The organism is Mucilaginibacter sp. Mucisp73 (assembly GCF_059491465.1).
The window spans coordinates 5,492,577-5,516,600 of the sequence record NZ_CP168507.1; the positions used below are offsets into that span (position 1 = coordinate 5,492,577).

A 24,024-nucleotide genomic window follows, 5' to 3' on the forward strand; every position below is an offset into this window, starting at 1 on the left:
CATGACCTGTTTGAAAAAATTGCTCCCAGCCCTGTTTCTTGCAGCATCGGCCATTACCGCATCTGCACAAACCGATCCTAAAGCAACCGAAGTTTGGGACCCTGAGCCTGAAGTAGTTTTACCGGGCGCCGGCAACAAGCCGCCATCTGATGCTATTATTTTGTTTGATGGCAAAAATTTGGACAAATGGACAGATCAGAAAGGTAACAAACCGGGCTGGATAGTAAAGGATGGTATTGTAACCGTTAAGCCGGGCAGCGGCTCTATCATCACCAAACAAAACTTTGCCGATTGCCAGCTGCATATAGAATGGCGCACACCAGCTGTTGTTAAAGGCGAAGGACAGGAGCGTGGCAACAGCGGTGTAATTATGCAAAGCCGCTACGAACTGCAGATCCTGGATAGTTATAAAAACCGCACTTACTCAAACGGACAGGCCGGTTCTGTTTATAAACAATACCTGCCGCAGGTAAATGCCTCGCTTAAACCAGGCCAGTGGCAAAAGTATGATATCATTTATACCGCTCCACGCTTTAATATCGATAGCTCGGTTAAATCACCGGCTTACATTACCGTATTACACAATGGCATACTGATACAAAACCATGTAGCTATAAAAGGAACAGTGGCGCATGTTGGTCAGCCCAAATATCAAAAACACGCCTTCGCCTTACCCTTGTTGCTGCAAGAACATGAGTTTCCGGTATCATTCCGCAATATCTGGATCAGGGAGACTGGGGTTCAAAAATTGTTAAACGGCAAGGATAAAAAGGGTTGGTATACCTACCTGGATACTTTAGGCAAGGATAATGATGTACATAACAACTTTGCCATTGAAAATGGCATGGTGCATGTAATGGGCAAGTATTTTGGTTATATGGCCACCAAAAAATCGTACGATAATTATTACCTGAAAGTAGTATTCAAATGGGGGAGCAAGCAATATCACCCACGCGAAAAGGGCGTACGCGATGCAGGTGTTTTATATCATTTTGGAGAGGGGGATAAAGATATCGTATGGCCAAGATCGATAGAATGCCAGATCCAGGAAGGTGATTGCGGCGATATTTGGTGCGTACAACATACTAATGTGGTTACGCCCAATAAATCGGCCATTGAGTGGGACCAGCAGCGTGTTTACCGCACCGCCAATTTTGAAAATCCGCGCGGCGAGTGGAACACCATCGAAATCATTTGCAATGGCAACCAGATTGAACATTATGTTAACGGGCATTTAGTAAACTGGGGAGTAGCCTCATTATCGCACGGTCGCATCCTGTTACAATCGGAAGGCGCCGAAATCTGGTATAAATCTGTTGAATTGACGCCGTTATAACAAAACAGCACATTAAAAAATTTAGAATAACCATTATTACATTATTTTTACGCTATGATCAGATGTTTGGTAGTTGACGATGAGCCTTTGGCGCTGCATATTTTGGAAGATTATATTTCCAAGATGCCTTTTTTGCAATTGGTTAAAGCTACAACCAACCCCATCGAGGCGCTTACCATGGTACAGGCTGCAGAAGTTGACCTGGTATTTTTAGACGTGCAGATGCCCGAGCTTACCGGCATTCAATTTTTGAAGATCGCTAACGGCAAAGCCAAGGTTATTTTAACTACAGCCTACCCGCAGTACGCGCTTGAAGGCTATGAGCTTGATGTAGTTGATTACCTGTTAAAGCCTATCGCATTTGATCGCTTTTTTAAATCGGTACAAAAAGCACAAAGCATTATCCAGCCGGTTGCAGCCAAACCACAGGTAGTGATGCAGGCCGAACCCGTGCAGCAGGATGATTTTTCGACCGATTTTATTTTTGTAAAAACCGAGCATAAGATCCAGAAGGTTTATCTGCATGATATTATGTTTATTGAGGGCTTGAAGGATTATATCAGCATCTTCACTTCTGCCGAGCGCATTATTACCCTGCAGGGCATGAAAAAGATGGAAGATGCGCTGCCCGAGAAACATTTTGTACGGGTACACAAATCATACATCGTAGCCCTCAACAAAATAGATAGTATTGAACGGAGCCGCATCCAGATAGGCGACAAGATCATCCCTGTAGGCGACACCTATCGTGATGAGTTTTTCAGAATGATCGAGAATAAGAATATTTAAACTTGGGTACTTGGGATTGCTAATGCAGTTTTAAACTCAATAAATATTGAAGGAAAAATGACATTAGTATATAGAAGCTGTTACGGGCAAATAGCAAAAACGTGGAAGACTTACGAAGTTTCAAAAACTTCGTAAGTCTGGATTTCCTAATATCAATCTGCTTTTTGTGCTTTTAATCCAGTGCGTCTACCGTATCCTTTTCCCCTATCTGTTGCCTCCACATAGCATAATATAACCCTTTCTGGGAAATGAGATCGGCATGCTTACCTGATTCAATAATACGGCCTTTCTCCAATACGTAAATACTATCAGCATGCATAATGGTTGATAAGCGGTGAGCGATGAGGATAGTAATATGGTTCTCTTTTTCAGATACGTTACGGATAGTTTCGGTGATCTCCTCCTCAGTGATAGAATCAAGGGATGACGTAGCTTCGTCAAATACCAGGATATCCGGCCGGCGTAATAAAGCACGGGCTATTGACAGGCGTTGTTTTTCACCGCCAGATACTTTTACACCACCTTCGCCAATTACAGTGCTTAAACCTTTATCAGCCCGGGCCAGCAGGGTTTGGCATGCGGCACGCTGCAGCACATTCATACATTCCTCATCGGTAGCATCCGGGCGTACAAACTGCAGGTTTTCACGGATGGTACCCGAAAACAGTTGTGTATCCTGGGTTACGAAGCCTATTTTTTCGCGTAGCTGATCAAGGTCGATTTCTTTACTTAATGTGCCGTTGTATAAAATATCACCTTGCAAGGGCTGATATAAACCAACCAATAATTTAACGAGCGTAGTTTTACCCGAACCGGAAGGACCAACAAAAGCGATCGTTTCGCCCGAATTGGTTTCAAAGCTGATATGGTTAAGCGCGTTACGATTTGCGGTTAAGTGTTTAAAGCTAACGTCATTAAATGTTAAGGTATTCACTTTTTCAAGCAATACAGGTTTTTCGGGCTTTTTATCAATAGGAATACTCAATATCCGGTTAAAGTTACCAAGGGAAACCTCAGCCTCACGCCAGGAAAGGATTACATTGCCTAACTCCTGCAATGGGTTAAATAAAAAGAATGAGTAAAATAAAAAACTGAAATATTGGCCCGGAGAGATAGTCTCTTTGAAGATAAGCATTAACAGTACTACAACCATTACGCTTCGTACAAAGTTTACGGTAGTCCCCTGTACAAAGCTCATGCTGCGTACATACTTTACTTTTTTCAGTTCCAGGTCGAGAATTTTGTAGGTAGTATTATTCAATCTTGCTATTTCCTGTTTTGCCAGGCCCAAGCTTTTTACAAGCTCTATATTCCTTAACGACTCGGTTGTTGAACCTGCAAGCGCCGTTGTTTCGGCTACGATTGTCTTTTGGATTTTTTTAATTCTCCGGCTCATGGCCATACTCACAAAAGTGATGATGGGTATCGCGGCGAAATATACCAGGGTAACCTTATAGCTCACGCTCACTGAGTAAACGATAACAAATACCATCCCGATGAGCGAAACAAAAAGAATCCCGATAAAGGAGGTAATAAACTTTTCGCAGTCTAAACGTACCTTTTGCAATATGCCTAAAGTTTCGCCGCTCCGCTGGTCTTCAAATACCTGGTAGGGCAACTCAAGCGAGTGCTTTAAACCATCGGCATACATTTCGGCCCCAACTTTTTGAGTAATGATATTGGTAAAATAATCCTGGAAGTTTTTAGCTATACGCGATACCATGGCAACACCAATAGCAGCGCCAACCAGCATCAGCACCTGGTTAAGGTATGCGTCATATTGTAGCTTACTGCGTTGTTCAATAACACGGTCAACAATACGCCCGGTTATCCATGGGTCGAGCAGTGAGAAGCCTATATTCATTGCCGCCAGGAAAAGTGCAAATACAACTATCCAGCGGTGTTTTTTTAAGTAAGAGATTAATACATTCATGTTTCGACAGCAAACATAAAAAAAGGGAATGGCTAAGTAGCTCATTCCCTTTTAATTTGACACAAGGTTAATATTAAACCGTCATGATATCTTTTTCTTTAGCTTCTGAAAGCTGATCAACTTTAGCAATGTAAGCATCAGTAAGTTTTTGAACTTCAGCTTCGCCTGTCTTTATTTCGTCTTCAGAAACACCTTCTGATTTTAATTTTTTGATCTTTTCGTTGGCATCTTTACGGATGTTACGAACAGCCACCTTACCGGTCTCAGCCTCGGCTTTAGCTTTTTTAACCAAATCACGACGGCGCTCTTCGGTAAGCGGAGGTACATTGATACGGATGATGATACCGTCGTTTTGAGGGTTAACACCTAAATTAGCTTCTTTAATAGCTTTTTCAATAGGGTTTAACAATGATTTTTCCCAGGGCTGAACAACAATGGTACGGGCATCAGGGGTGTTAACACTACCTATCTGGCTTAATGGTGTTGGGGTGCCATAGTAATCAACCCTGATATCGTCAAGTAATGAAGGGCTTGCCTTACCTGCACGTATTTTATTTAATTCGCTATCTGCATGGTCAATGGCCTTTTCCATCAAGGCCTTTGCATCGTTCACTTGTTTTTTAATGAGTTCGCTCATCGGTTTTTAAATTTTCCACAAAAGTAATAAAATCTATCAGTTTATGGCTTTGGTATTTGGGTTCAATTCAAAAGCATTTAACATTTAATAACATTATTTAACATTTAAATATTATTAATTGATAGGTATATTAGTATAAAATAGTATCGCCATGAAAAAAACCTTAATCCTTGCTGCTATCATAGCCTGTGCAGGCCAGCTTAAAGCACAAAACCTCAATAAGACACCTAAAAACAATGACGCTGTCGATAAACTTTTTAATTTGAAACCATTAAAAGCTGATACTAATCTGTCTAAACTTATCCCAACGCTTCCCCCAAAGGTTTTTTTTAATCATAACAATACACTACTGAACACCCACGAACTTATTGCAGATGAGCCCGTTTACAGCCGGATGCCGATTGTTAAAACTTACCCAAACGACAATATGCCCGTTGTTAAAACTGACGAACCCGGGATAAAATACCATATGCTCATTAAAAGAATAGATGTTGTTAATCCGGATACCACCGGGGTAAAAAAGGAAAAAGTTACTCCGTAGCCAGTTCGTCTGACAATAGTCCCTGGTCTCCTTTACACTTCACTTTTTCGCGCTTTTCAACCACCTGTTCAAAGCTCTTTTCATAATCGGGGTGATTAGTGCCCATCAGCCTGTCCCATATATTGAAATATAAACCATAATTGCATTTAACTAATCGGTGGTGTATATTATGATGCGTTGAAGTATTGTGCCATTTAAACAGTTTATGCGTAGTAAACCCCTGGGGAAAAAGCTCATAGCCCAGATGACCGGTCACGTTTAATAGCAACGAATACAAAGAAAATATAGTGAGTGCTGTACCGTGATATGGAATAGTAAAGGCGATGAGCGGTACAATCCCAATCTCCACTACGGCCTCCAGCGGATGGAAAGCATAAGCGGCAAATGGTGTCGGATTGGTTGACAAATGATGCGTTTTATGCATCAGCTTAAACAAAGGCTTCCAGTGCATAACCCTGTGTGTCCAGTAAAAGTAGGTGTCGTGCATCAGGATCATCAGCCCTATACTCAAAAAATAATAAGGATATCCTTTATCGCTGATGTTTGGATAGATCCTTGTTAAATGCTGCTTACCGGCGTAGATCACCAACAGGATCACCGCACCAAATATCAGTATAGTAAAAAATGAATAAACGATTTCGCGAAGGATATACTTGCTTTCGGGATAGCGTTGCTGAATTTTTGAATACCAATATGTGCGTCTTCTCCACACGTAAAAAAACAAGTATAATGCCCCGGCAAATATCAGGTAACGCCCTGCTATCGAAAGCAGGACCCGGGAGATTTCTGTTATTTTATAGATGGAGGGTTGCAGTGGCATTGTTAATTTAACGCTGATTATTTTGATTCACAATATAGCAATCCTTCTTAGCTTAGAGGGCACAAGTACGCCCCGCTCTTGCAACCACACAATACTTGCACCAGTTAAAGGCGCATCCTGTCTTATTTTTATCCGATTAAAAATCCTTATTTAAAACTTTTTCCAGCTCTGCGAAGCTGATATTCATTTTAATCCGGCCTTGTTTGGCATACGAGATCTCACCGGTTTCTTCAGATACAATGATCGCCGTGGCCTCATTTGCCTCTGTAACACCAATACCTGCCCTGTGGCGCAGGCCGAACTGCGCCGGCAGATCAGTTTTTTCGGTAAGCGGCAAAATACAACTTGCCGATTTAATCTTATTCTCCGAAATCACCACCGCACCATCATGCAGCGGACTGGTTTTCTGAAAAATACTTTCCAACAATCGCTTTGAAATTTTGGCCTCCACCACCTCGCAACTGTTTTGATAAAACTGTTCGTCATAATACTTGGCGAAAACAATGAGCGCCCCCGTGCGGGTTTGCTTCAGGCTTTTGCAGGCATCAATTATTGGCTTGATCCTGGCGTAATTATTTTTCTCAACTTCCGATTTTCCGAAGAAATATTGCCACCAGGCTTTATTGCGTTGGAGTGAAGCATTTTTACCTACCAATAATAAAAATCGCCTAACCTCCTGCTGAAACACCACGATAATGGCAATGATCCCCACATCAACAAATTTGCCCAGAATAATGGTAAGCAGCTTCATATCCAAAGCCTTCACCACAAAATTGAGGGCAAAGATCACTGCAAACCCAATAAAGATATTAGCTGCAATGGTTCCCCTGATAAGATTATACAACTGGTAAATGATCAAAGCCACCAGCAATACATCAAGAATAGAAAAGAAACCTATTTTAGGGAAGAGGGATTGTATTGACTGCATTTACGAAGTTAATAAGTTTACCCGAACATAAACGCCGGATGGATGCTAAATATGATAAGCCAACCGGGTACAACGGTCATTTTACATATCTATGTTGTTACTTCAGGGGATATACGGCCCTCCCGGCACACCCCAGTCCCATTTTGGCATAGGCGTATCCGGGCTTTCTGTAGTATTATCTGTTTGGGAGTTCAGCACTGCTATCCGCGTACCCCACTCAAGGTAAGCCATAAAAGCTGAGCGAAATTCCGGATCATCGGGCAGTGACAGTTCATCAGCAGTTTGCAGCAACAGTTCAATCCAGCGCTTGCGGTGCGTTTCGGTTAAATGCTTTTGCAAATGTTTATTAATCATGGCATAATGGCTGCCTTCAGTTTCGCTATAGGTTTTTGGGCCGCCAAAAACTTCACTTACAAAATGCGCCACATGAATCCGGTGCTGGGGCGACATATGCTTAAATACGGGTTCCAGCAGCTCATCAGCCAAAACCTTATCATAAAACTTGTTGAAAAGCAGTTCAAAAGCAGGTGTACCACCCGCCCATTCAAACAATGTAGGGATTGTAGCTGTCATAAGTGTAAAAACCGGTTGTGATAAAGATAGGGAGTGCATCTTTAAAAAACCAGTTATTTATACGCAGCAATAAAATTGATTATTTGTCCCGTTCGGTAGTAAACCTAACCAGTTGCTCCAGCCCGCGGTGCGAATCACTGTCGGGAAAAGTGTTCAGGATTTCGAAAGCCTCCTCCTGGTACTTTTTCATCTGGGTTTCGGCGTATTGTAAGCCCCCGGTATCTTTCACAAATTTGATGATCTCAGCAATCTTTTTAGGGTCTTCATTATGGTTCTTCACCAGGTTGATCACCCTCTTTTTTTCTGAACTGCTGCAATTGGCCAGGGCGTAAATAAGCGGCAGGGTAACTTTTTTTTCTTTGATATCGATACCTAACGGCTTACCCACATCATCAGTTCCGAAATCAAACATATCATCCTTGATCTGGAACGCGATGCCTATTTTCTCGCCGAAGAGGCGCATTTTTTCAATCACCTCGTCACTGGCCCCTGCCGACGCAGCACCGCAGGCACAGCAGGATGCAATAAGCGAAGCGGTTTTCTGCCTGATCACCTCGTAATAAACAGGCTCGCCAATATCCATACGGCGTACCTTTTCAATTTGCATCAATTCCCCCTCACTCATTTGCTTAACCGCGTCAGATACGATGCGCAATAATTGGAAGTCGTTGTTATCGATAGAAAGCAGCAAGCCTTTTGAAAGCAGGTAATCACCCACCAAAACAGCTATCTTATTTTTCCATAAAGCATTGATAGAGAAAAAGCCGCGGCGTTGGTAGGAGTTATCAACCACATCGTCATGCACAAGTGATGCCGTATGCAACAGCTCAACCAATGCCGCCCCGCGGTGCGTTGCCTCATTGATGCCCCCGCAAATGCTGGCCGAAAAGAACACGAACATTGGGCGGATCTGCTTGCCTTTACGCTTTACAATGTAATGTGTGATGCGGTCAAGCAGCGGAACGGAACTTTTCATTGAGTTCCTGAATTTCTCCTCAAACGCATCAATATCAGCAGCAATAGGTTTTTTAATGTCGTTGATGCTCAGCATTGCAACCAAAACAGTATTTTATGTTAACCACCGCCATGTGACAGTGCGGAGCAAACATAAGCTAAAATTATGTATCTGCATTGCAGCCTAATATTTTTTACTCAAATTAAACCAAAGCACGCCATAACTGTCAAACTTGTGCGAGTGCAATTTTTATAAGTAGAGTTAAGTTTTTGTGAAAGCGAAGCCGGTTAAAACGGGCTTCGCTTTTTTATTGATAGTAAGGGCAAATATTTTACCTTTGCAATCCGCATTTACACGGAGAGGTGTCTGAGTGGTCGAAAGAGCACGCCTGGAAAGTGTGTATACTCCAAAAGGGTATCGAGGGTTCGAATCCCTCCCTCTCCGCTGAAAGTAAAAATAGTTTATAATTGACTGAAAGCCAATCATTTACAAGTAAAAACTTAAAAGAGAGAGGGATTCGAACCTTGAATCTTTTATAGTTGAAAAACCCTCTAATTTCGCTAATTAGGGGGTTTTTGCTTTTTTAGCCCTTTTAAAAATCAAAAAATCTTCACAATCGCATTGCGTCATTCGTAGCGTCTTTTTTATCTCAAAAAAGACGCTTTAAAGACTTAAATGATTGCAAATGAATTACTTAAGTTAAAATTGGAAATACTTTCGTCAAAAACCAATTGATATTGATAATCCGTCAGTTATCATTTTAAATGTCAGAAACTATTTTTCAACTAAATCATTAGCATTGGCCCGTTTAACAGCATGTTTACAATATGGACATCTTGTTTTGCAAAGGCCTTAGCTTTAAATTTGTTAATCGTTTAAAATCATATTTATGATAGAAAAAAGTTTCGGTTATTTTTTCTTTTTGAAATTTTAAGTATATTAACATACACGGACTGAGCGTAATCGAGGACGATTATGACTACGACTTTTGATATCAATAAAGTTCCTACCCGTTAGCGATCGGGGCTTATGACATGTGATCTATATAGCATCTTTGACGAAAGCAACGGGGTCTAATTTCAGGATTGGCTGCATCTGCTATGATTCGGTCTGGTTTTCACTTACATTTAATCCTTCAGCCTGCGTTTGTTTGGCTGGAGCTATGTCTGGTAGATGATGGTTTTCTTTGATATTATTCTTCAATTTTGGTTAGTGACAACAACTTGTAATCGTTATCGAGCATGGTTTCGCCTCCTTTTACACTCATCACGCCTGATATCAAAATATTCATTTTCCGTTGATTTATATTTTGATTGCATTTATCTATTGTTGCTGATCAAGCAACCGGCTGGTTAGTCCAGTTATTTTTTATCTTTTTCTATTAATAAAACGTCAACTCTGCTATTTTTTAAGTAAAAGCCTGTTCATCGCACCAAGGATCTGTCTATCTTTTATTATCTCTTCTGCTGAAGGTATTTCCGGCAGATGCTGATTTTGATCGATATATGTTTTTACTGTATTTAAATCGGGGAGTGAATAACCTTCTTTGAACACATAATCGGGCCACGTATTATTAAGTTTAATGCCCCTTCTGCTACACATTACCTCCAACGAGCAAGGCATAAGGCATCATTTTTGTACTGTCGGTACATTTATTGCGAGCCTTCCTGTCCAATAGTATTATAAATAGGTTGTGCTATCAGCATTGTTCCGTCTGCAGTGCTAATCGCGGGGCTCCTCATAGTCAATGCTGGATTTGTACCGTTCATATACCGTAAAAAGACCCGCAGTTGTCTGTTTGAAACAGGGCAGTTAGCAATCATAGCCGCCTTCGTTAGCCGATAGGGATTTGAGCTCCAGTATAACGCCCGGTATTATCACATCCTGCTGCAGGGAGTACACCGAAATTATGAAATTTACGAATAGTTTAAAATTGGCAACAATAGGCAGGGTATATCCCCATTTACCGTTACAGTCAATATTTGCCTTTGCTATGGCGGTTCCGGTATAAGTTCCTATTGTTCCCGAATTAATAGTAGCCACAATCCCTTCGCCAGGCAGGCTACCGGTATTGGCTACATTCTACTCATATAGGGTCGTAGAATTTTGGCTGGATTGAGCAAATAAACAACCGGGGACGCTGATAAGCAGAACAAATATCAAGGTTAATTCTTTTACCGACAGATAAAGCTTGGGGTGTAATAAATATTACCTTTTTCATATTCATTTTTTCCGACGCTTTTCCAGTGAAGATACCCTTTTTTGCAGCTCATTAATTTGTTTGTCTTTTTCTATCATATACAGTGTCAACTCTTCTACTTTCTTCAGCAACAACTTGTTCATTTCGCCAACATTCATCCCATCTTTCTCCATTTGCCGGGCAGAAGGTATTTCGGGCAGGTGCTGATTTTGGGTGATATACCGTTTCACATCATTCAACCTGGGCAGTTTATAATCTTTTTTAAATACATAATCGGGCGCTACTGCTATTTGAACAGACATTGATTTGGCATAGACACCTCCGTTATTAGCAATTTTAAACGTAATACTATTTTTGATATCAAGGTCAGTGAGCGTTCTTTGTGAGGTACCGGCAGAAGGTAAAGGGGCAAAGTAAATATTGCCGGAAACATCCCCATAAATTACTCCTCCGCCGTTATGGACGTTGTCTCCGTCAATTGTCCAACTCGCAGTTGAACCGCTCCCGCTGCGTGCGGCATTGAATCCCAGATATGAGGTACCATAGGCAAGGTTAGCGCCTCCGGCACTCCCAGCGCTGAATTTTTGAAAGGAATTCCCTGCTTGAAATGTAGAAACAGGAGCTGGCGTACCTATACCTACGTTACCTCCTTTTATTATTAAAGAAGGATTGGTATTTGAGACACCTATATTACTAAAATTGATACTACTACCCTGGATGTTGACCGGAAGAAAAGCAGCCGCGGCGCGATCATAAGCCTGAAAATACCCGCCGTTGGTGGTATTATAAAACACTTCAATTCCCGCCCCGGTTGCCGCATTCGGATTACTACCGGTAAAACGCCCGGTTCCGTTAACCTCAAGAGAAGACGTTGGAGTTGTGGTACCTATGCCGATGTTACCGAAATAATCTATGGTGAGCCTGCGGGTGTTGGCAGTCACCAAACTAAATGACGGATTGTTGGCGTAAGCGTTACTGCTTTCAAGGATCATCCCCCCCATTTTGCTCGTTTCTACGCCTGTAGATTCACTGGAAAGCTTCATCAAAAAACCCATCTGGCGCTGAACGGCGTCCAAGGTTACGCCAGGATGGTACAGGGTTACCGGTTCGGTAAAAGAAGCGCCCCCTTGTCCGGTTACTATATTAAATTTGGGCGTTGCCCCCGGAAAAAGTGCGGCCGAACTATTTATGATAGCCGGTGCCGTGCCGCCAATAACAACACTACCAGCATTGGTGTTACTGATATGGTCGCCGTTTGTAGTCCATTGCTGGGCAAATACAGTGTTCAAGGTTCCGATAATAAAAATACCGGTTAATGTTAATTTATTCATTATTTAAAATTCTAATATTTTTCGGAGTTTGTTGATTTTCATAATATCGGAATGTACCTGCACTTTGTAAAAAATGCACTCTATGTTCTATCTAAAAATTAATATAATCCAGGTTATCATTTTGCAATCATCATTTTTTCCAATTTCTTTAACCGCTCATCCTGTTGTTGAAGCGCTGCTGCCTGCTCGGTTAGTTGCTTTTCCTTATCAATAAGATACAGTGTTAGTTCTTCTATTTTCTTTGTTTGAAGCCTGATGATTTCACCCACGTTTATCCCATTTTTTTCTACATCCATTGCCGAAGGCATTTCAGGCAAACGATGATTTTTATAAATATAATTTTGAACAGTTGCAAGCGAAGGAAGGAGATATTCCTTACTAAAAACATAGTCGGGCCAGTTGACATAATCCAAGACAGTTAATGATGTGGCTATCACCTTCCCGTTCACAGCAAGTTTATAGCCCCTGGGATCTTTTGTGCCAATAGCCAAATTTCCGGCCAATGAATTAATATAACTGGTACCGGTATTTCCACCCAATAGAGTATTGATATTGCTTGATCCATCTCCCGAATGAATTTGAAATGCAACTATTCCTGTACTGAGCGTACTCCTGAAAAGCCTTACGGTAGCATTACTAAGCCCATCGGCCGAATTTGGTGTTATGTCAATTGTTGACAGGCCGGCGGCGGCTGTTTTCGTAATGACAACCTGGTTATTACCAATGTCCTGCATATCAAAAAAAGAAGTTGTATTACCAGTTGCATTAATACGAATGCCTGTACCGATAACCTGCAATGTTTTTTGTGGTGTTAATGTTCCAATTCCAACCCGGGTCATCGTTGTTGTATATCCCCCATTGGCATCAAACTGTGCATATAACTGTGTAACACCTAAAAAAATAAAAAACGAGGTTAAGATAATTAGTTTCATAAAGTTTATGAATTATAGTGAAATGGCTTTGGAATAATTATGATCATACCATAAGGTTAACTACCTGTTATTATACAGTTTTTTGGGAGGCTATGGTTTATATTCCAAAACAGAAAAAGTACCACTGTAACTATTTGCTGATACGATATCAGGTTTGGCATCGGCGTTCATATCAGCCACAGCCACCCCTTGCGGTGTACCTCCTGCTGTTAAGCTAACCTGTGGATAAAACAATAAGGTAGTGCCTGCAGAGGCTGTATTATTTTGCAATACCGAAATGGTGCCGGCACTTGCCCAATTGCCGGTTATGATATCGGGCTTACCATCTCCATTAATATCGGCAAGTCTTATCGATAAAGGGTGTATGCCCGTTGCAAAATTAGTTTGAGGTACAAAAAAACTTACTGTACCGCTTACCGAGGTATTGCGAAAAACCGAAACCGTATTTTGATCATTGATATTGGTAATTGCCAGGTCGGTCTTACCGTCATTATTAATATCGGCAGCAGCCATGGCATATGCGCCTGCTTCGGTTGCAAGATCCTGGCGGGTAGCAAAGGTTGTAGAATCAATTGTTGCGGCACCTGCCGCAGAAATGTTACGATAAACAGAAACGAGCGCCCTGTCATGAAGCACTACTGCCATATCTATCTTATTATCGTTATCAAGATCGGTAAGGGTTACTGATGTGGGTTTGCCGCCAACCGGTATATTGTATCCTGTAGCAAAACTCACCGTTGTTGAAGTAGATGTATTACGGTATAAGGTAACCGTTCCGGCATCAGAGTTTACTGCGGCAATGTCGGGCTTGCTATCGCCATTAACATCGCCAATGGCTATATTATGCATATAATAGCCCATGGTTATATTGCTACGTATAAAGGAAATATTACCGGATGTTGTAGTATTGCGAAGAAGGCATAAAAGGTTATTATTATAACTACAGGCCAAAATATCGGGCAGACCATCCTGGTTCATGTCAGCAACTATCACTGTTTCTATGGCGCTCCCTCCGGTTGAAACATGGATAGGAGAAGCAAATGTACCTGGTGAAACATCACCGTTTGCCGCTACTGTGTTGCGATAAACTGAAACAAATGCAGTGCCCTCGTTGGCAACAATAACATCTTTTTTTCCATCGCCGTCAATATCGGCAATGTTTACGCCTGTAGGATACTTTAGCGTTGTAACATCTGCCTTAGCCCTGAAATCTGAAGCTTTGATTTGTGCAGAAAGCTTGTTGCAGCAAAACAGCAACAAGATTAAAATGGTGATAAGGTTGTTACTTTTCATTTTATGAATGCTTTAAAACTGCTGGCCAGCAAATTGTTCTGTGCTGTAGTACCTAAATAAGTATTTTGGGTAATTACAAATTTTGAGGTGGCGCTTAATAAATTTACGCCAACATTTCCGGAGTTGGTATTCGCCATATTGCCGGATGCATCTGTTGACCACTGAGCTTGTAACAACGGGGAAAAGGCTAAAGACAGAATTATAAAAAGTAATAGTTTTTTCATGGATGTTTAGGTTTAAATGATGGTGATATGATGTTGTAAAATCAAAATGGCCTTTGCTTCCTGCTGTTGCAAGCTTTTTATTTTTTAGTTTAGGTAAGGTCTTAAACATCTACTTCTTGGCACAATTCAATAATTGACACACACCTGTACTGTACATCAGATAAGAAATTAATTTATGTTCTCACCGGATCGTTTTGGGGGGAATACCCACGTCGTAGTGAATCGATGCAGCCATTTACTTTTCCTTACCCCGTAAGTATTCATAATATTATTAAAATTACCTTTTCGAAGGATATTAGTATTGTCACGAGAAGAGTACTCTTTATATAATTCATGACCTGTCATAGAAAAAAAAGCCGAATATACAGAGCAAGAATTACACAATCCGCTACCTTCAATAGCATAAAATGCTCCCTTTTTTCCATACTCAATACCTACCTCAACAATTACATTCTCTAGCAATTTTGTTTTTTTGCCATTTTTAATCACTATATTTTTCCTAACACTATGATTCTTAGTTGCTACAATAGTGTTATGATGCTTAAAAATTAATTCCTGACGAATAACAATCATATTTGAATCCGCAACAAACAAATTTTCTAAGTAATCCTTATCATAAATGTAGATTGTTTTAATTTCCAACGAATAGCTTCTATTCTTACTATTTTTAACAATAGTACTATAGGTAAAAACTTCCCCATTTTTTTTGAGAGTTGTGTCACATAACGTTCCATTAGCACTTTTTGCTGAAAATGCATATACGTTATGTATATTACTAATGTAACCTAATATTAAAAAAAGGATAGTACTAACCACATGTATGTCTGATTTTTTTTCCATCTATTTAGGTCTATTCAGTGATTTTAAAGCGGCATCTATTTCGGCATTAGTTGAGCCTATTTTACTCGTGTTATTTAACTCTTGACCAATAAATTTTTCAAACGTGCCTTGATATAAGCCTGGATTATGTTTCAATATTGAACCTTCCTGCTTTCCTCCAGGCAAAGAAGTCCAAACTCCTTTGAGTTTTAACGCAAATCCATTGATATCGCCCCCCTGAAGTAGAGACAAGGCATTCTTTCCATTTACTAATTTCAAAAACATTAAGTCTTGAGTTTTAGGAAATATATCTTGTTGACCGGGCGATTTCAAATAATCATATGTTGCACCTTGAATTTGATATGCCCCAACAGCGACACTATTACCGGTAATGCCCGTTGCAGGATTTGTCCATTTATAAGGAAATTTAGTATAGTCACTAAAAGTGTGAACGCCTCTAAAACCCTTCTTCTCCTGACTTGCGGTATAGAAGCCGTGTAGTCCATTGTATGGCAATATACCATCGTCGCCATATTCAGTGAATCTTACCGTCATCATCATGGCTTTTGTATTTAGGGCTTCAAAAGATATTCCCACTGCTTTACTTACATTATTTAGTGTATTAGCATCATTAGCTCCGGAATGAACAGTTGTAAACATCTCCTGTGCTTTTGCAAAAGGTATGGATTTATCAATTAATCTAACTTCAGTATTTGAACCTATTTGTCCAAGCTTAACCCCTCTATTTCCATTCATGGAGTAGTAATATTCCAAACCGTCTTGGTCTGTACCCGAAATCGGGCTATTTGATGCGAATTGATAAGGCGTAAGTTGTGGATAATGACTATTTATTGGATCCACACTCAAAAACTTCGCTATCCTTGGATCATAGATCCTCATCCCATAATCCTGCTGGTTTCCTGTTCCCTTGCCTATGTCATTATCATTTTCTTTACCATTAAAGCCATAGCGATAGTAACTGTTAGGAGAATTAGTATAGGTCCGGTCGGGCATCTGGCTTCCAAAGGCGTAATAATCCTGGGCCGTTGCCACATCGGCTAAAAAGTAATCAACGGATGTGCCGTTTTGATGTTGTAAGCGCTTATCGGTAACAGATGCCATTACGTTGCCCAAATGGTTATCGAGCTCGTATTCCTTTTTACCGGTAGTATACCATGCGGTATTGGTAGTAGCACTATTAATAGCCGCGACATCGGGCGTCCAAATGCCCAGGCGTGATGAACCGTACAAGTGTTGCTCGCGCCAGTTGATAGCATTGTCCTTATTATCATATACTGCCATAGTATTGCCCTGCGCATCGCGCACATAGTAGGTTGACAAACCACCTATGGTTTTGCTTACGCGGTTGCCAGCGGCGTCATATTTATAGGTTACATTACCAACAGTACCCTGTGTAAAGCCAAGGATCTTCCCATAAACCGACCAGTTGATATTACTTGTCGCTGCCTGGTTATCGGCGGTTAAATTGCCTATCTGGTCGTACGTGTAATTGTTAAGTGTTTGGTCGGTGCCCATATTGCCCACCCCGGCATGGCCGTTCAGGTAATTCAAACGGTTATTAGTCAGTTTACCGTTGGCATCCTTGTTATAGGTGTATATCAGGTTATCTGTAGCCGAACCTGTGCCCGATCCTGTACGGTTGGCGGTAAGGATGTTGCCATTGCCATCGTAAGTAAACAACTCATTATAATCTGAATTAAATGTAGGCTGCTGCCCGGCTCCGGCAACGTGATAAGTTCCGGCAGATTTGATGCGGTTAAGCTGGTCATACTTATAAATATGTTCCAGCCAGTCGGCAGAGAGTTGCGGTATACTCATGCTGCCCGAGGCTATGTTACCGTTATACAGCGAAGTAAGCAAGCCGTTGGTTTGCATAGTTGTTGTAAAAGGATGCACAGCGGTGCTTACCGGCTTATAATCAAGCTGGGTGGCACTGCCGTAATAATCCAAATGATAACCAAAAGCATCACGTGGCACCAGCCTGGTCGGTCCTGTACCATCGCCATTGATATCGTCACCCGCCGCCGCCGATGTGCTGTTAACACCTTTTAGCCAACCTTGCAATGTGTACGCATAATCAAGACCCTGCACGCGGTTAAGTTCGCCCCCAAGTTCAACCCTGCGTAATGGGCCGTGCTGGTAGTAATAATAAACGGCATCCTGTTTAGCCGTAGCAGGCAGTAGTGCGCTGCCTATGGTTGGGTCAACCAAAGCCTCAGTACCTGTCCAGGCTGATGTTAAACGGTTTTCGGCATCATAGCGGTACCGGTAATAAAACGCATCTGGCTGGCCGTCCTGGTAACGGACAAAGTTTGTTTTGCCGCTAATGAGGTCGTACTCATAATCAATCCGCTTCAAACCTGTATTGGTGCTATTTTGGTATAGTCCGTCAATTTGCTGCCATAACGTTTTTACATTACCGTCAAGGTCATAATCATAGTAGGTTGCCCTTAGTACCGGGTCGGTTTGTGTTTCTCTAAATGTACTTGCGGCTACACGTTTGCGCAGGTTGCTTTGCCTGGTAAGAGTGGCAATACCATCGGTATTACCGCTTACTGTTGGTACCGGCGCATCATACCAGGTATGGGTAATCTGTTTGTTGGTGCCATTCGTTGTATTGTTAAAACTGGTTAACGTAGCATCGGCAAGATACCCTACCGACCCAAGCGTAATGCCATTCCCTTCTTTCTGGCCAACCTCTACAATACGCCCCAAAGTATCATATTTGGTATAGCTTACAGCAGCGGGCGAGGCATTTTTCTGCTTATCATTTTGTGATATCACCAGGCGGCTCAACATATCGTACCAAAAACTATTGGTACCGCCATCGGGCGAGTTTTGGGTTGTTACCTGGTTGGTACTGTTATAGGCATATGTGGTTGGCAATGTATGGCTTGCAAATATATCCGGGGTTGAAGTTTCGATAGTGGAGGTTGGATCAACAGTGGTAGGGCCACCCGCTGCCGGCATATTGAACCTGTACCAGGCCATATATGTATTATCAACCGTATTGAAAAAAGGGTTGGCGGCGTTGGTAGCTATGTCTGCGGCTGATAACAGGTTCTGCGTATACAGCCTCATATGCTTAAGCGTTGCGATATCATCAGGGAACGTAACGCTTGTTGCTGTAGCTGTAACCGAAAAACCTGTTGCTGCCGGCGGACTTGCAGTGACCAATGTAGTGACCTTTACACCGTTTACATAAATTTGTGGCGGGGTATCGGTTGCGGTACCTAATGAAGGCCCCTGCAATACAACATGCGTAAACTGCGTAAGCGCAGGCAGGCTGCTTATATCGGCCCTATAATGCCCGGATGGCGCTAAAAAGTTAATACCGGTAGCCTCTGTCTGGCTTAATGGATAAATATCAACGTTTAACTTGCTGGCTGTTACTCCCAGTTGAAAAAGATACTTTTTATCGGGGGTAACTTCTACAAAATGTAAGTTGATATCGGGCTTGCCGTTATTATACATCCACATTTCAACAGCACCATGCGCGGCCGAAAGTGTGGCTGAAAGCGTTGTAAGCGCGGTAGTTTTATCCGCATTCACGGTAGGCCCGTCATATTGAACCGGCAGGAGATCATTATCGCGGGCTTTATCAACAGCATAAAAATATTTCGGATCGATCAGGCTTACACCTTCGGGCGGGATGGTGCGCACCAGGTTGTCGGCCTGGTCATAATAATAAAGTGTGTAATGATAAAGCTGCTCGGTAGTTTTCAAATTGGCATTGGCCTGGGCAAGCTTACAGGTATTGATATAACTGGCCTGGAATGATTGCCTGAGATCATCAATATAATCATCATAATCGGCTTTAGCAGTGATTACCATTTTTGCTACGGCATTTTTAATACAGTCGTACGGATCAACCGGAATTGTTTTGTACGGCATTTTATTGTACAAAACAGGCGATCCACCCTGTGCTATAAGGGCTTCAAACGCAACATAGTCATCATACGTGAGTGAAAAACCCAGCTGCTGATTCATGTAATTACTTAGGATGGTACCGTAATTCTCATCGGCAGTCGTCAGGTTATTGAAAAGACCAAGCAATACGCCCCGTTTAGCCTGATAATCGGCGGCTGTTACAGAACCGGCATTCCGCGGATCGAGAAAAACAGGCAGGGTAATATCATGGGCTAAAATATAATTACAGCCATTATTGCATGAGTTTTTCAGGTCGGTAACTTCAGCCGCTGTCAGCGTCATGGCATCACCGTACTTGGTAACGAGATAGCTATACAGGTCGGTGCCACCGGCTTCGGCGGTTAACGTAGCCAGTTTGCTACATATGGTACTATTTGATACCCCTACAGTTAGCGGCACTGCCTGTTGCTTCACCTCATAAGGCCCTGGCGATTCTATCAGGAAAGGGTTAATAGTTGAGGTATATTGCCCTCCCGATAACAATATACTCTTTATAGCTGCGCCAAAATCAGCATACGGCCCCGCGCCACTATTTGGAATAACAGAACTCGCACCCATCGGATGGTCTCTATCTGCGCCTGCTGCGCAAACATTAATCAAGGCCTGGGTTAATGCAGGGACACTTGATTGTTTTCCGGCCGCTTCAATGCCCGGTGTTAAAGCTTTTATCCAGTTAACAGCATTTGCGGTACAAATATCTTTTGCCTGTGCTTTGATGGCATCCTCGGTAGGCTGTGTTATTTGTGACGGATCCGATATCCCATCAAGCATATGGGCTGTACTGGCCATATCCGGAAACCGCGATGTTTTACCTGCATAAGCTGCCGGACATGGATCAACAGGGGGTTGCGGATTTGAAACCGTATAGCCCGAGCAGGTTGATACCCCTTGCAAGGTACTGGCCCCGGTAAGGCTTACCGCGCAGCTTAAAGCCATAGTGCAATAGCCATAGTGGCAAACCACATCATAACTGCTTACGTTATGAACATAGGGATATGTTGTCGAACTTGTGCCTGCTGTAATATAAAAATCACGGGTTAAATAAGTCTGGGTACCGGTAGTGCAAGCGGTTTGATAGTAACCAAGGGTTAATTTTATATCATTTACCGCGTTAACCGGGGTTCCGCTGCTATTTACAAGGGTTACCGTTGTACGATAACCTTCAAAGGTTGTGTTATTACAGTCGTTGTTGGCGTCGGGATTAACCTGGTCAACTACTTTTACTATATAGGTTGGATCATTACCTGTGCCTGTTTGTGGCGGTGCACCACAATAAACCGAAGTGACTGTTACACCACTTGCCGGCATATCTTCCGGAACAGTAATGGTTTGCTGCGAATCGCCACTGTTAAACGTTACCGTATGCGGGAACGAAGTATTGTCCACCGCCGAAGGATAATGCAATACTACCGTAGTTGATTGACTTAACGAACCCATACCATGCGAAATAACTAAGGTTTTATTACCATTAATTGGTGCTGTTGTATTTGATTCGCCGATGCTGAACTCACCTGGGGTTGCGCAACCACTTGGCAATTGAATAGTTGTTGGCTTACCTATAGCGCACGCACCACTACCGCACATACGGGTACGCAGGATATCGTAATATTTAGCTTTTAGCTGCATGTAATAATCCCGGTAAGATGTCCATTCCCTGTCACGCACACGGCAGGTTGAATTTGGATCAATGTTGCAGCTTGCCCATTTATCAGTATTCTTATCATTCGGATCATAGCAATAAAGCATATAATCAACAAAAGCAGAGAGGCTTTTTACCGGATGATCTGCAGGAACAGGAGTTTCAGTTCTGAGCGGGATCTGCGCTACAGTGTTCGAAAATTGCTGAATATCCGTTTGTGCCTGGCCTAAGAACTCGCTGCCGGGAGCGCCGCTTTTAAAAAACGGGTCAACATTTAACAACCAGTCGTATGCATTTGTTGAGTTATATGTTAACGCGGCCCCACCTGTTGGGATGGATGCCACATTGGCTGCGGTATTAACCTGCTCCTGCAAAAACATATCCCAGCTTTCGTAATTTGAATACGCGGCGCAGAAATCAAGTTTACATTTTTCGGGGTGATAGCTCAGGAACCTTTGCGCCCATTCAGGTTTCCAGTATTGCACCAAAAGCTGTGGTGTAAAGGATGCCGAATTAGGGTAGATATAAGTATTATCGGGTAAAATAATAGCGTTGGCCTGGTATTCTGAATTGCTGGCCGCCAATACAGGGAAAGCTATGCGCCAGTTAGGCTGGGTTTGCCCTGCACCAACCTGGGTAATCACATTTATTTCGGGCTCAAGTGCAGTACCAATATTATTAAAAAGTGCGTACTGGCCTCCCGGAGATACATCCGCAAGCATCATTTTTTCGGTTGTTGCGCAAGGATCGTATGGGCAACTGGCCTGCATACTGGTACACTTAGCTTTTAAGGTGGTGTATTGAGCAACAGCCCAATCGTTAAATAATGATCCGGCCACACTCTGCACATCAATATCCAGCGCCAGCATCTTATCCTTAAGCATCTGCACAAAATCAGCCTGGCTGCCTAACAGCGTACTGCAGGTATGGCAATCACTATAACAGCCGCTTACATCAAGGTTATCCAGGTAGTGGGTTTTGATGTAGTTAAATTGCTGCTCGATATAACCATTTTTAAGCCCTTCTGAAATGAAGTTATCGGTATAGCTTTGTATAACATTATTATCAAATGCAAAAGTTATGCTGATGTTGTATTCGCCGGGCAGGGCTATGTTTACCGGGATACTGCCGCTATATTTTATAACATCGCTGCAATTTGAAACAAGCGAACCTATTTGCACAGGCGTACTTGTTGTAGCCACAACGTTACTGCAATCGTCGGTAACTTTAACCGTCATGAGGTAATAACAGTTACTACAGATCTGGAACGAACCACCCGGATAATAATCTATCAGCTTTTCGATATCATATTTCAGGGTGTCCGCGCCAGGCATAGTTGCCAGGTAGGTAGTACTGGCCGATAGTGCCATAGCCGAACTGTTATAGGTAAACTGTTCGGGTTTAAGGACGTGGATATTTTGCGTAGTTGCTGACCCGCCATAAGACGTTAGCGGATCGAGCGAAGCAGGATTAGGACCAGCCAGGGCTGTGGCCACCGTTTTGCCACTGGCATTTAAATAACTAACGCTTACCTGCCCGTTAGGGTCAACCACCATGTTTTTAAGGTAATGCTCGGCATAGCCCGCATCGTTCCCAAACATGCGGTCGAGTTCCCATTGTTCGGGCTTGCCGTAATAATACCGGGTTGTTTTGCTAAGTTGCGCTCCGCCATTTTTACCGGGCTGAAAAGCAAGCCCTACACCTCCCTGCGATTTGATGCGCCCGGTGTTGTCATTGGTATATTGAGTTACAGAAAAAGGATAACCTTCCGCATCGGGTAAAAACTTGTTAGATGGAATGGTATTTAAATAATCATTCTGGGCCGAGTAATACCTGGAAGCACCGGATGAAGTACTCATCGGCCTCGGGTTAAATTCACAAGCCTGTGCCGGGTTGCCTGCAATATTTGCATACTTATACGACGTGTCTGCCGATACCAAATTAAAATTGGGAATATAATGTAAATACGCATTACCGTTCTCCTTAAATGTTCCCGGCAATATGCTCACTACCGGCCGACCAAAATCGTCGAAAACGTTTTCCTGTGCCAGTGCAACATTATCACTATTATTTATAGTAACCGTTTGCCTGCTCCTTAATGAGCCGTCAAAATAACTGATCACCTCCTTTTTTCGCCCGTCTTCGGCAAAAGCAGCCGAGTATTGCCAGTTCATGGTGTTATCGGTCCAAGTAAGCGGAAAAATAGCATACTTAGGGGCCGCAGATGTTGTATAGTCGGTATAATCCCAAACCCCGGCTTTACGTACCCCTGTAGTTACATCATACTGAACCTGCCTGATCCTGAATAAAAGATAGGAATCAGTACTGTTTAATGATATGGTATATGAGTTTGAATCGGTAGTTATCCTGCTGGCATTATTTACAAATGCATTAGCCAGTGCGGTGCTCAAAGTAGGATAATCGGGATTTGAGGTGTGTGTGGCATTAGCTGTAATAACAGTATAATTGGGGTTTCCCGAATTTATAGTTGTCCATTCAACATCATACTCCTGGGCACCTGCCTGGGCGTTCCATGTAGCTGTTAAATATTTGCCGGTGGCATTGGCAAAAGTTGTGGCAAGTGCTGCCGAAGGTTGAAATACCGAGGTACGGTCAACCAGTATCCGGCTTGCCAGTTGTACCGAATTGGCCGGAGGGACAAGGAAACCATTGAGGTTTACACCGGTAACGGTAACGATTATTTTATAAGCGCCGCCCGGTATATTATACACGTCCATCCCCTTATAGGGAGCGCCTTGCCCGGGGGTGTAATCAACAGTTAAGGATGTATTAACAGTTGTAGGTGTACTTACCGAAGGATCTGTATAATAATCAATTTTAACCAAAACGGTATATTTAAAAGGATCTTTGATCAGCACGTTATCAAGCACGTTAAGCGATACCGAGCTTTTAACCGATTTATTGATGGTATTATTCCAGGCCGTGCCGGCAGCAAATTTAGGATCAGTAAGGGTATCTCTTTGGTTGATTGTAAACGGCCCTGACATTGTATTTTGATAGGGCTCCATTTGCGCAAAGCTCTTGTGCGCAAGTAGCACAAATGCGTTGCATAATACCAGGAACAGGAGTTTTTTGATAAGTTTAGGCATTTGTAAATAAGCT

The 24,024-nt window shown here is 42.4% G+C and carries 16 protein-coding genes and 1 tRNA gene; 4 read left to right on the forward strand and 13 right to left on the reverse strand.

The window, feature by feature from the left end:
* Position 1: 1 nt before the first annotated feature.
* Together ACEN82_RS22705 and ACEN82_RS22710 are read left to right on the forward strand one after the other, a co-directional pair.
* Positions 2-1,336: a 3-keto-disaccharide hydrolase gene (locus ACEN82_RS22705; protein ID WP_413320135.1), complete on the forward strand. Its 1,335-nt coding sequence runs from the start codon at positions 2-4 to the stop codon at positions 1,334-1,336.
* 54 nt (positions 1,337-1,390) lie between these two features.
* Positions 1,391-2,125, forward strand: a complete 735-nt coding sequence (locus tag ACEN82_RS22710) for a LytR/AlgR family response regulator transcription factor (RefSeq protein WP_413320133.1) — start codon at positions 1,391-1,393, stop codon at positions 2,123-2,125.
* Between the two features lie 172 nt (positions 2,126-2,297).
* On the opposite strand, the gene ACEN82_RS22715 is transcribed toward ACEN82_RS22710, so the two are convergent.
* Together ACEN82_RS22715 and frr are read right to left on the reverse strand one after the other, a co-directional pair.
* Complete coding sequence (locus ACEN82_RS22715; RefSeq protein WP_413320131.1) at positions 2,298-4,058, reverse strand: ABC transporter ATP-binding protein; 1,761 nt, start codon at positions 4,056-4,058, stop codon at positions 2,298-2,300.
* A gap of 73 nt (positions 4,059-4,131) precedes the next feature.
* Positions 4,132-4,695 (reverse strand): ribosome recycling factor, encoded by a 564-nt coding sequence (gene frr, locus ACEN82_RS22720; protein WP_090530830.1) that lies wholly within the window; start codon positions 4,693-4,695, stop codon positions 4,132-4,134.
* A 151-nt stretch (positions 4,696-4,846) separates the two neighbouring features.
* Between frr and ACEN82_RS22725 the strand changes: the two genes are divergently transcribed.
* Positions 4,847-5,236: a hypothetical protein gene (locus ACEN82_RS22725; RefSeq protein ID WP_413320129.1), complete on the forward strand. Its 390-nt coding sequence runs from the start codon at positions 4,847-4,849 to the stop codon at positions 5,234-5,236.
* Here ACEN82_RS22725 and ACEN82_RS22730 read toward each other — a convergent pair.
* The 4 genes from ACEN82_RS22730 to ACEN82_RS22745 form a co-directional block, all read right to left on the reverse strand.
* Positions 5,226-6,056 (reverse strand): sterol desaturase family protein, encoded by an 831-nt coding sequence (locus ACEN82_RS22730; RefSeq protein WP_413320127.1) that lies wholly within the window; start codon positions 6,054-6,056, stop codon positions 5,226-5,228. The genes ACEN82_RS22725 and ACEN82_RS22730 overlap by 11 nt on opposite strands.
* A 136-nt stretch (positions 6,057-6,192) precedes the next feature.
* Positions 6,193-6,984 (reverse strand): diadenylate cyclase CdaA, encoded by a 792-nt coding sequence (gene cdaA / locus ACEN82_RS22735; protein ID WP_090530839.1) that lies wholly within the window; start codon positions 6,982-6,984, stop codon positions 6,193-6,195.
* Positions 6,985-7,086: 102 nt separating this feature from the next.
* Positions 7,087-7,557: a group II truncated hemoglobin gene (locus tag ACEN82_RS22740; RefSeq protein WP_413320124.1), complete on the reverse strand. Its 471-nt coding sequence runs from the start codon at positions 7,555-7,557 to the stop codon at positions 7,087-7,089.
* Between the two features lie 79 nt (positions 7,558-7,636).
* Positions 7,637-8,608 (reverse strand): polyprenyl synthetase family protein, encoded by a 972-nt coding sequence (locus tag ACEN82_RS22745; RefSeq protein ID WP_090530846.1) that lies wholly within the window; start codon positions 8,606-8,608, stop codon positions 7,637-7,639.
* Between the two features lie 260 nt (positions 8,609-8,868).
* On the opposite strand from ACEN82_RS22745, the gene ACEN82_RS22750 reads away from it, so the two are divergent.
* Positions 8,869-8,956: transfer RNA gene (locus ACEN82_RS22750), tRNA-Ser, on the forward strand.
* 1,368 nt (positions 8,957-10,324) lie between these two features.
* Here ACEN82_RS22750 and ACEN82_RS22755 read toward each other — a convergent pair.
* The 7 genes from ACEN82_RS22755 to ACEN82_RS22785 all read right to left on the reverse strand — a co-directional run bounded on the left by ACEN82_RS22755 (position 10,325) and on the right by ACEN82_RS22785 (position 24,011).
* On the reverse strand, positions 10,325-10,555 hold the full coding sequence (locus tag ACEN82_RS22755; protein WP_413320122.1) for a hypothetical protein: 231 nt from the start codon (positions 10,553-10,555) through the stop codon (positions 10,325-10,327).
* A 180-nt stretch (positions 10,556-10,735) separates the two neighbouring features.
* A complete protein-coding gene (locus ACEN82_RS22760) occupies positions 10,736-12,043 on the reverse strand; it encodes a hypothetical protein (protein ID WP_413320120.1) in 1,308 nt (435 codons plus the stop codon).
* A gap of 116 nt (positions 12,044-12,159) precedes the next feature.
* A complete protein-coding gene (locus ACEN82_RS22765; RefSeq protein WP_413320118.1) occupies positions 12,160-12,975 on the reverse strand; it encodes a hypothetical protein in 816 nt (271 codons plus the stop codon).
* A gap of 90 nt (positions 12,976-13,065) precedes the next feature.
* Positions 13,066-14,268, reverse strand: a complete 1,203-nt coding sequence (locus ACEN82_RS22770; protein ID WP_413320116.1) for an FG-GAP repeat domain-containing protein — start codon at positions 14,266-14,268, stop codon at positions 13,066-13,068.
* The gene (locus ACEN82_RS22775; protein ID WP_413320114.1) at positions 14,265-14,492 is read right to left on the reverse strand and encodes a hypothetical protein; all 228 of its coding nucleotides are present in this window, start codon (positions 14,490-14,492) and stop codon (positions 14,265-14,267) included. The genes ACEN82_RS22770 and ACEN82_RS22775 overlap by 4 nt, the downstream gene beginning before the upstream one ends.
* Before the next feature lie 168 nt (positions 14,493-14,660).
* A complete protein-coding gene (locus ACEN82_RS22780; RefSeq protein WP_413320112.1) occupies positions 14,661-15,332 on the reverse strand; it encodes a hypothetical protein in 672 nt (223 codons plus the stop codon).
* On the reverse strand, positions 15,333-24,011 hold the full coding sequence (locus tag ACEN82_RS22785; RefSeq protein ID WP_413320110.1) for an RHS repeat-associated core domain-containing protein: 8,679 nt from the start codon (positions 24,009-24,011) through the stop codon (positions 15,333-15,335). It lies immediately after the preceding gene.
* Positions 24,012-24,024 lie beyond the last annotated feature (13 nt).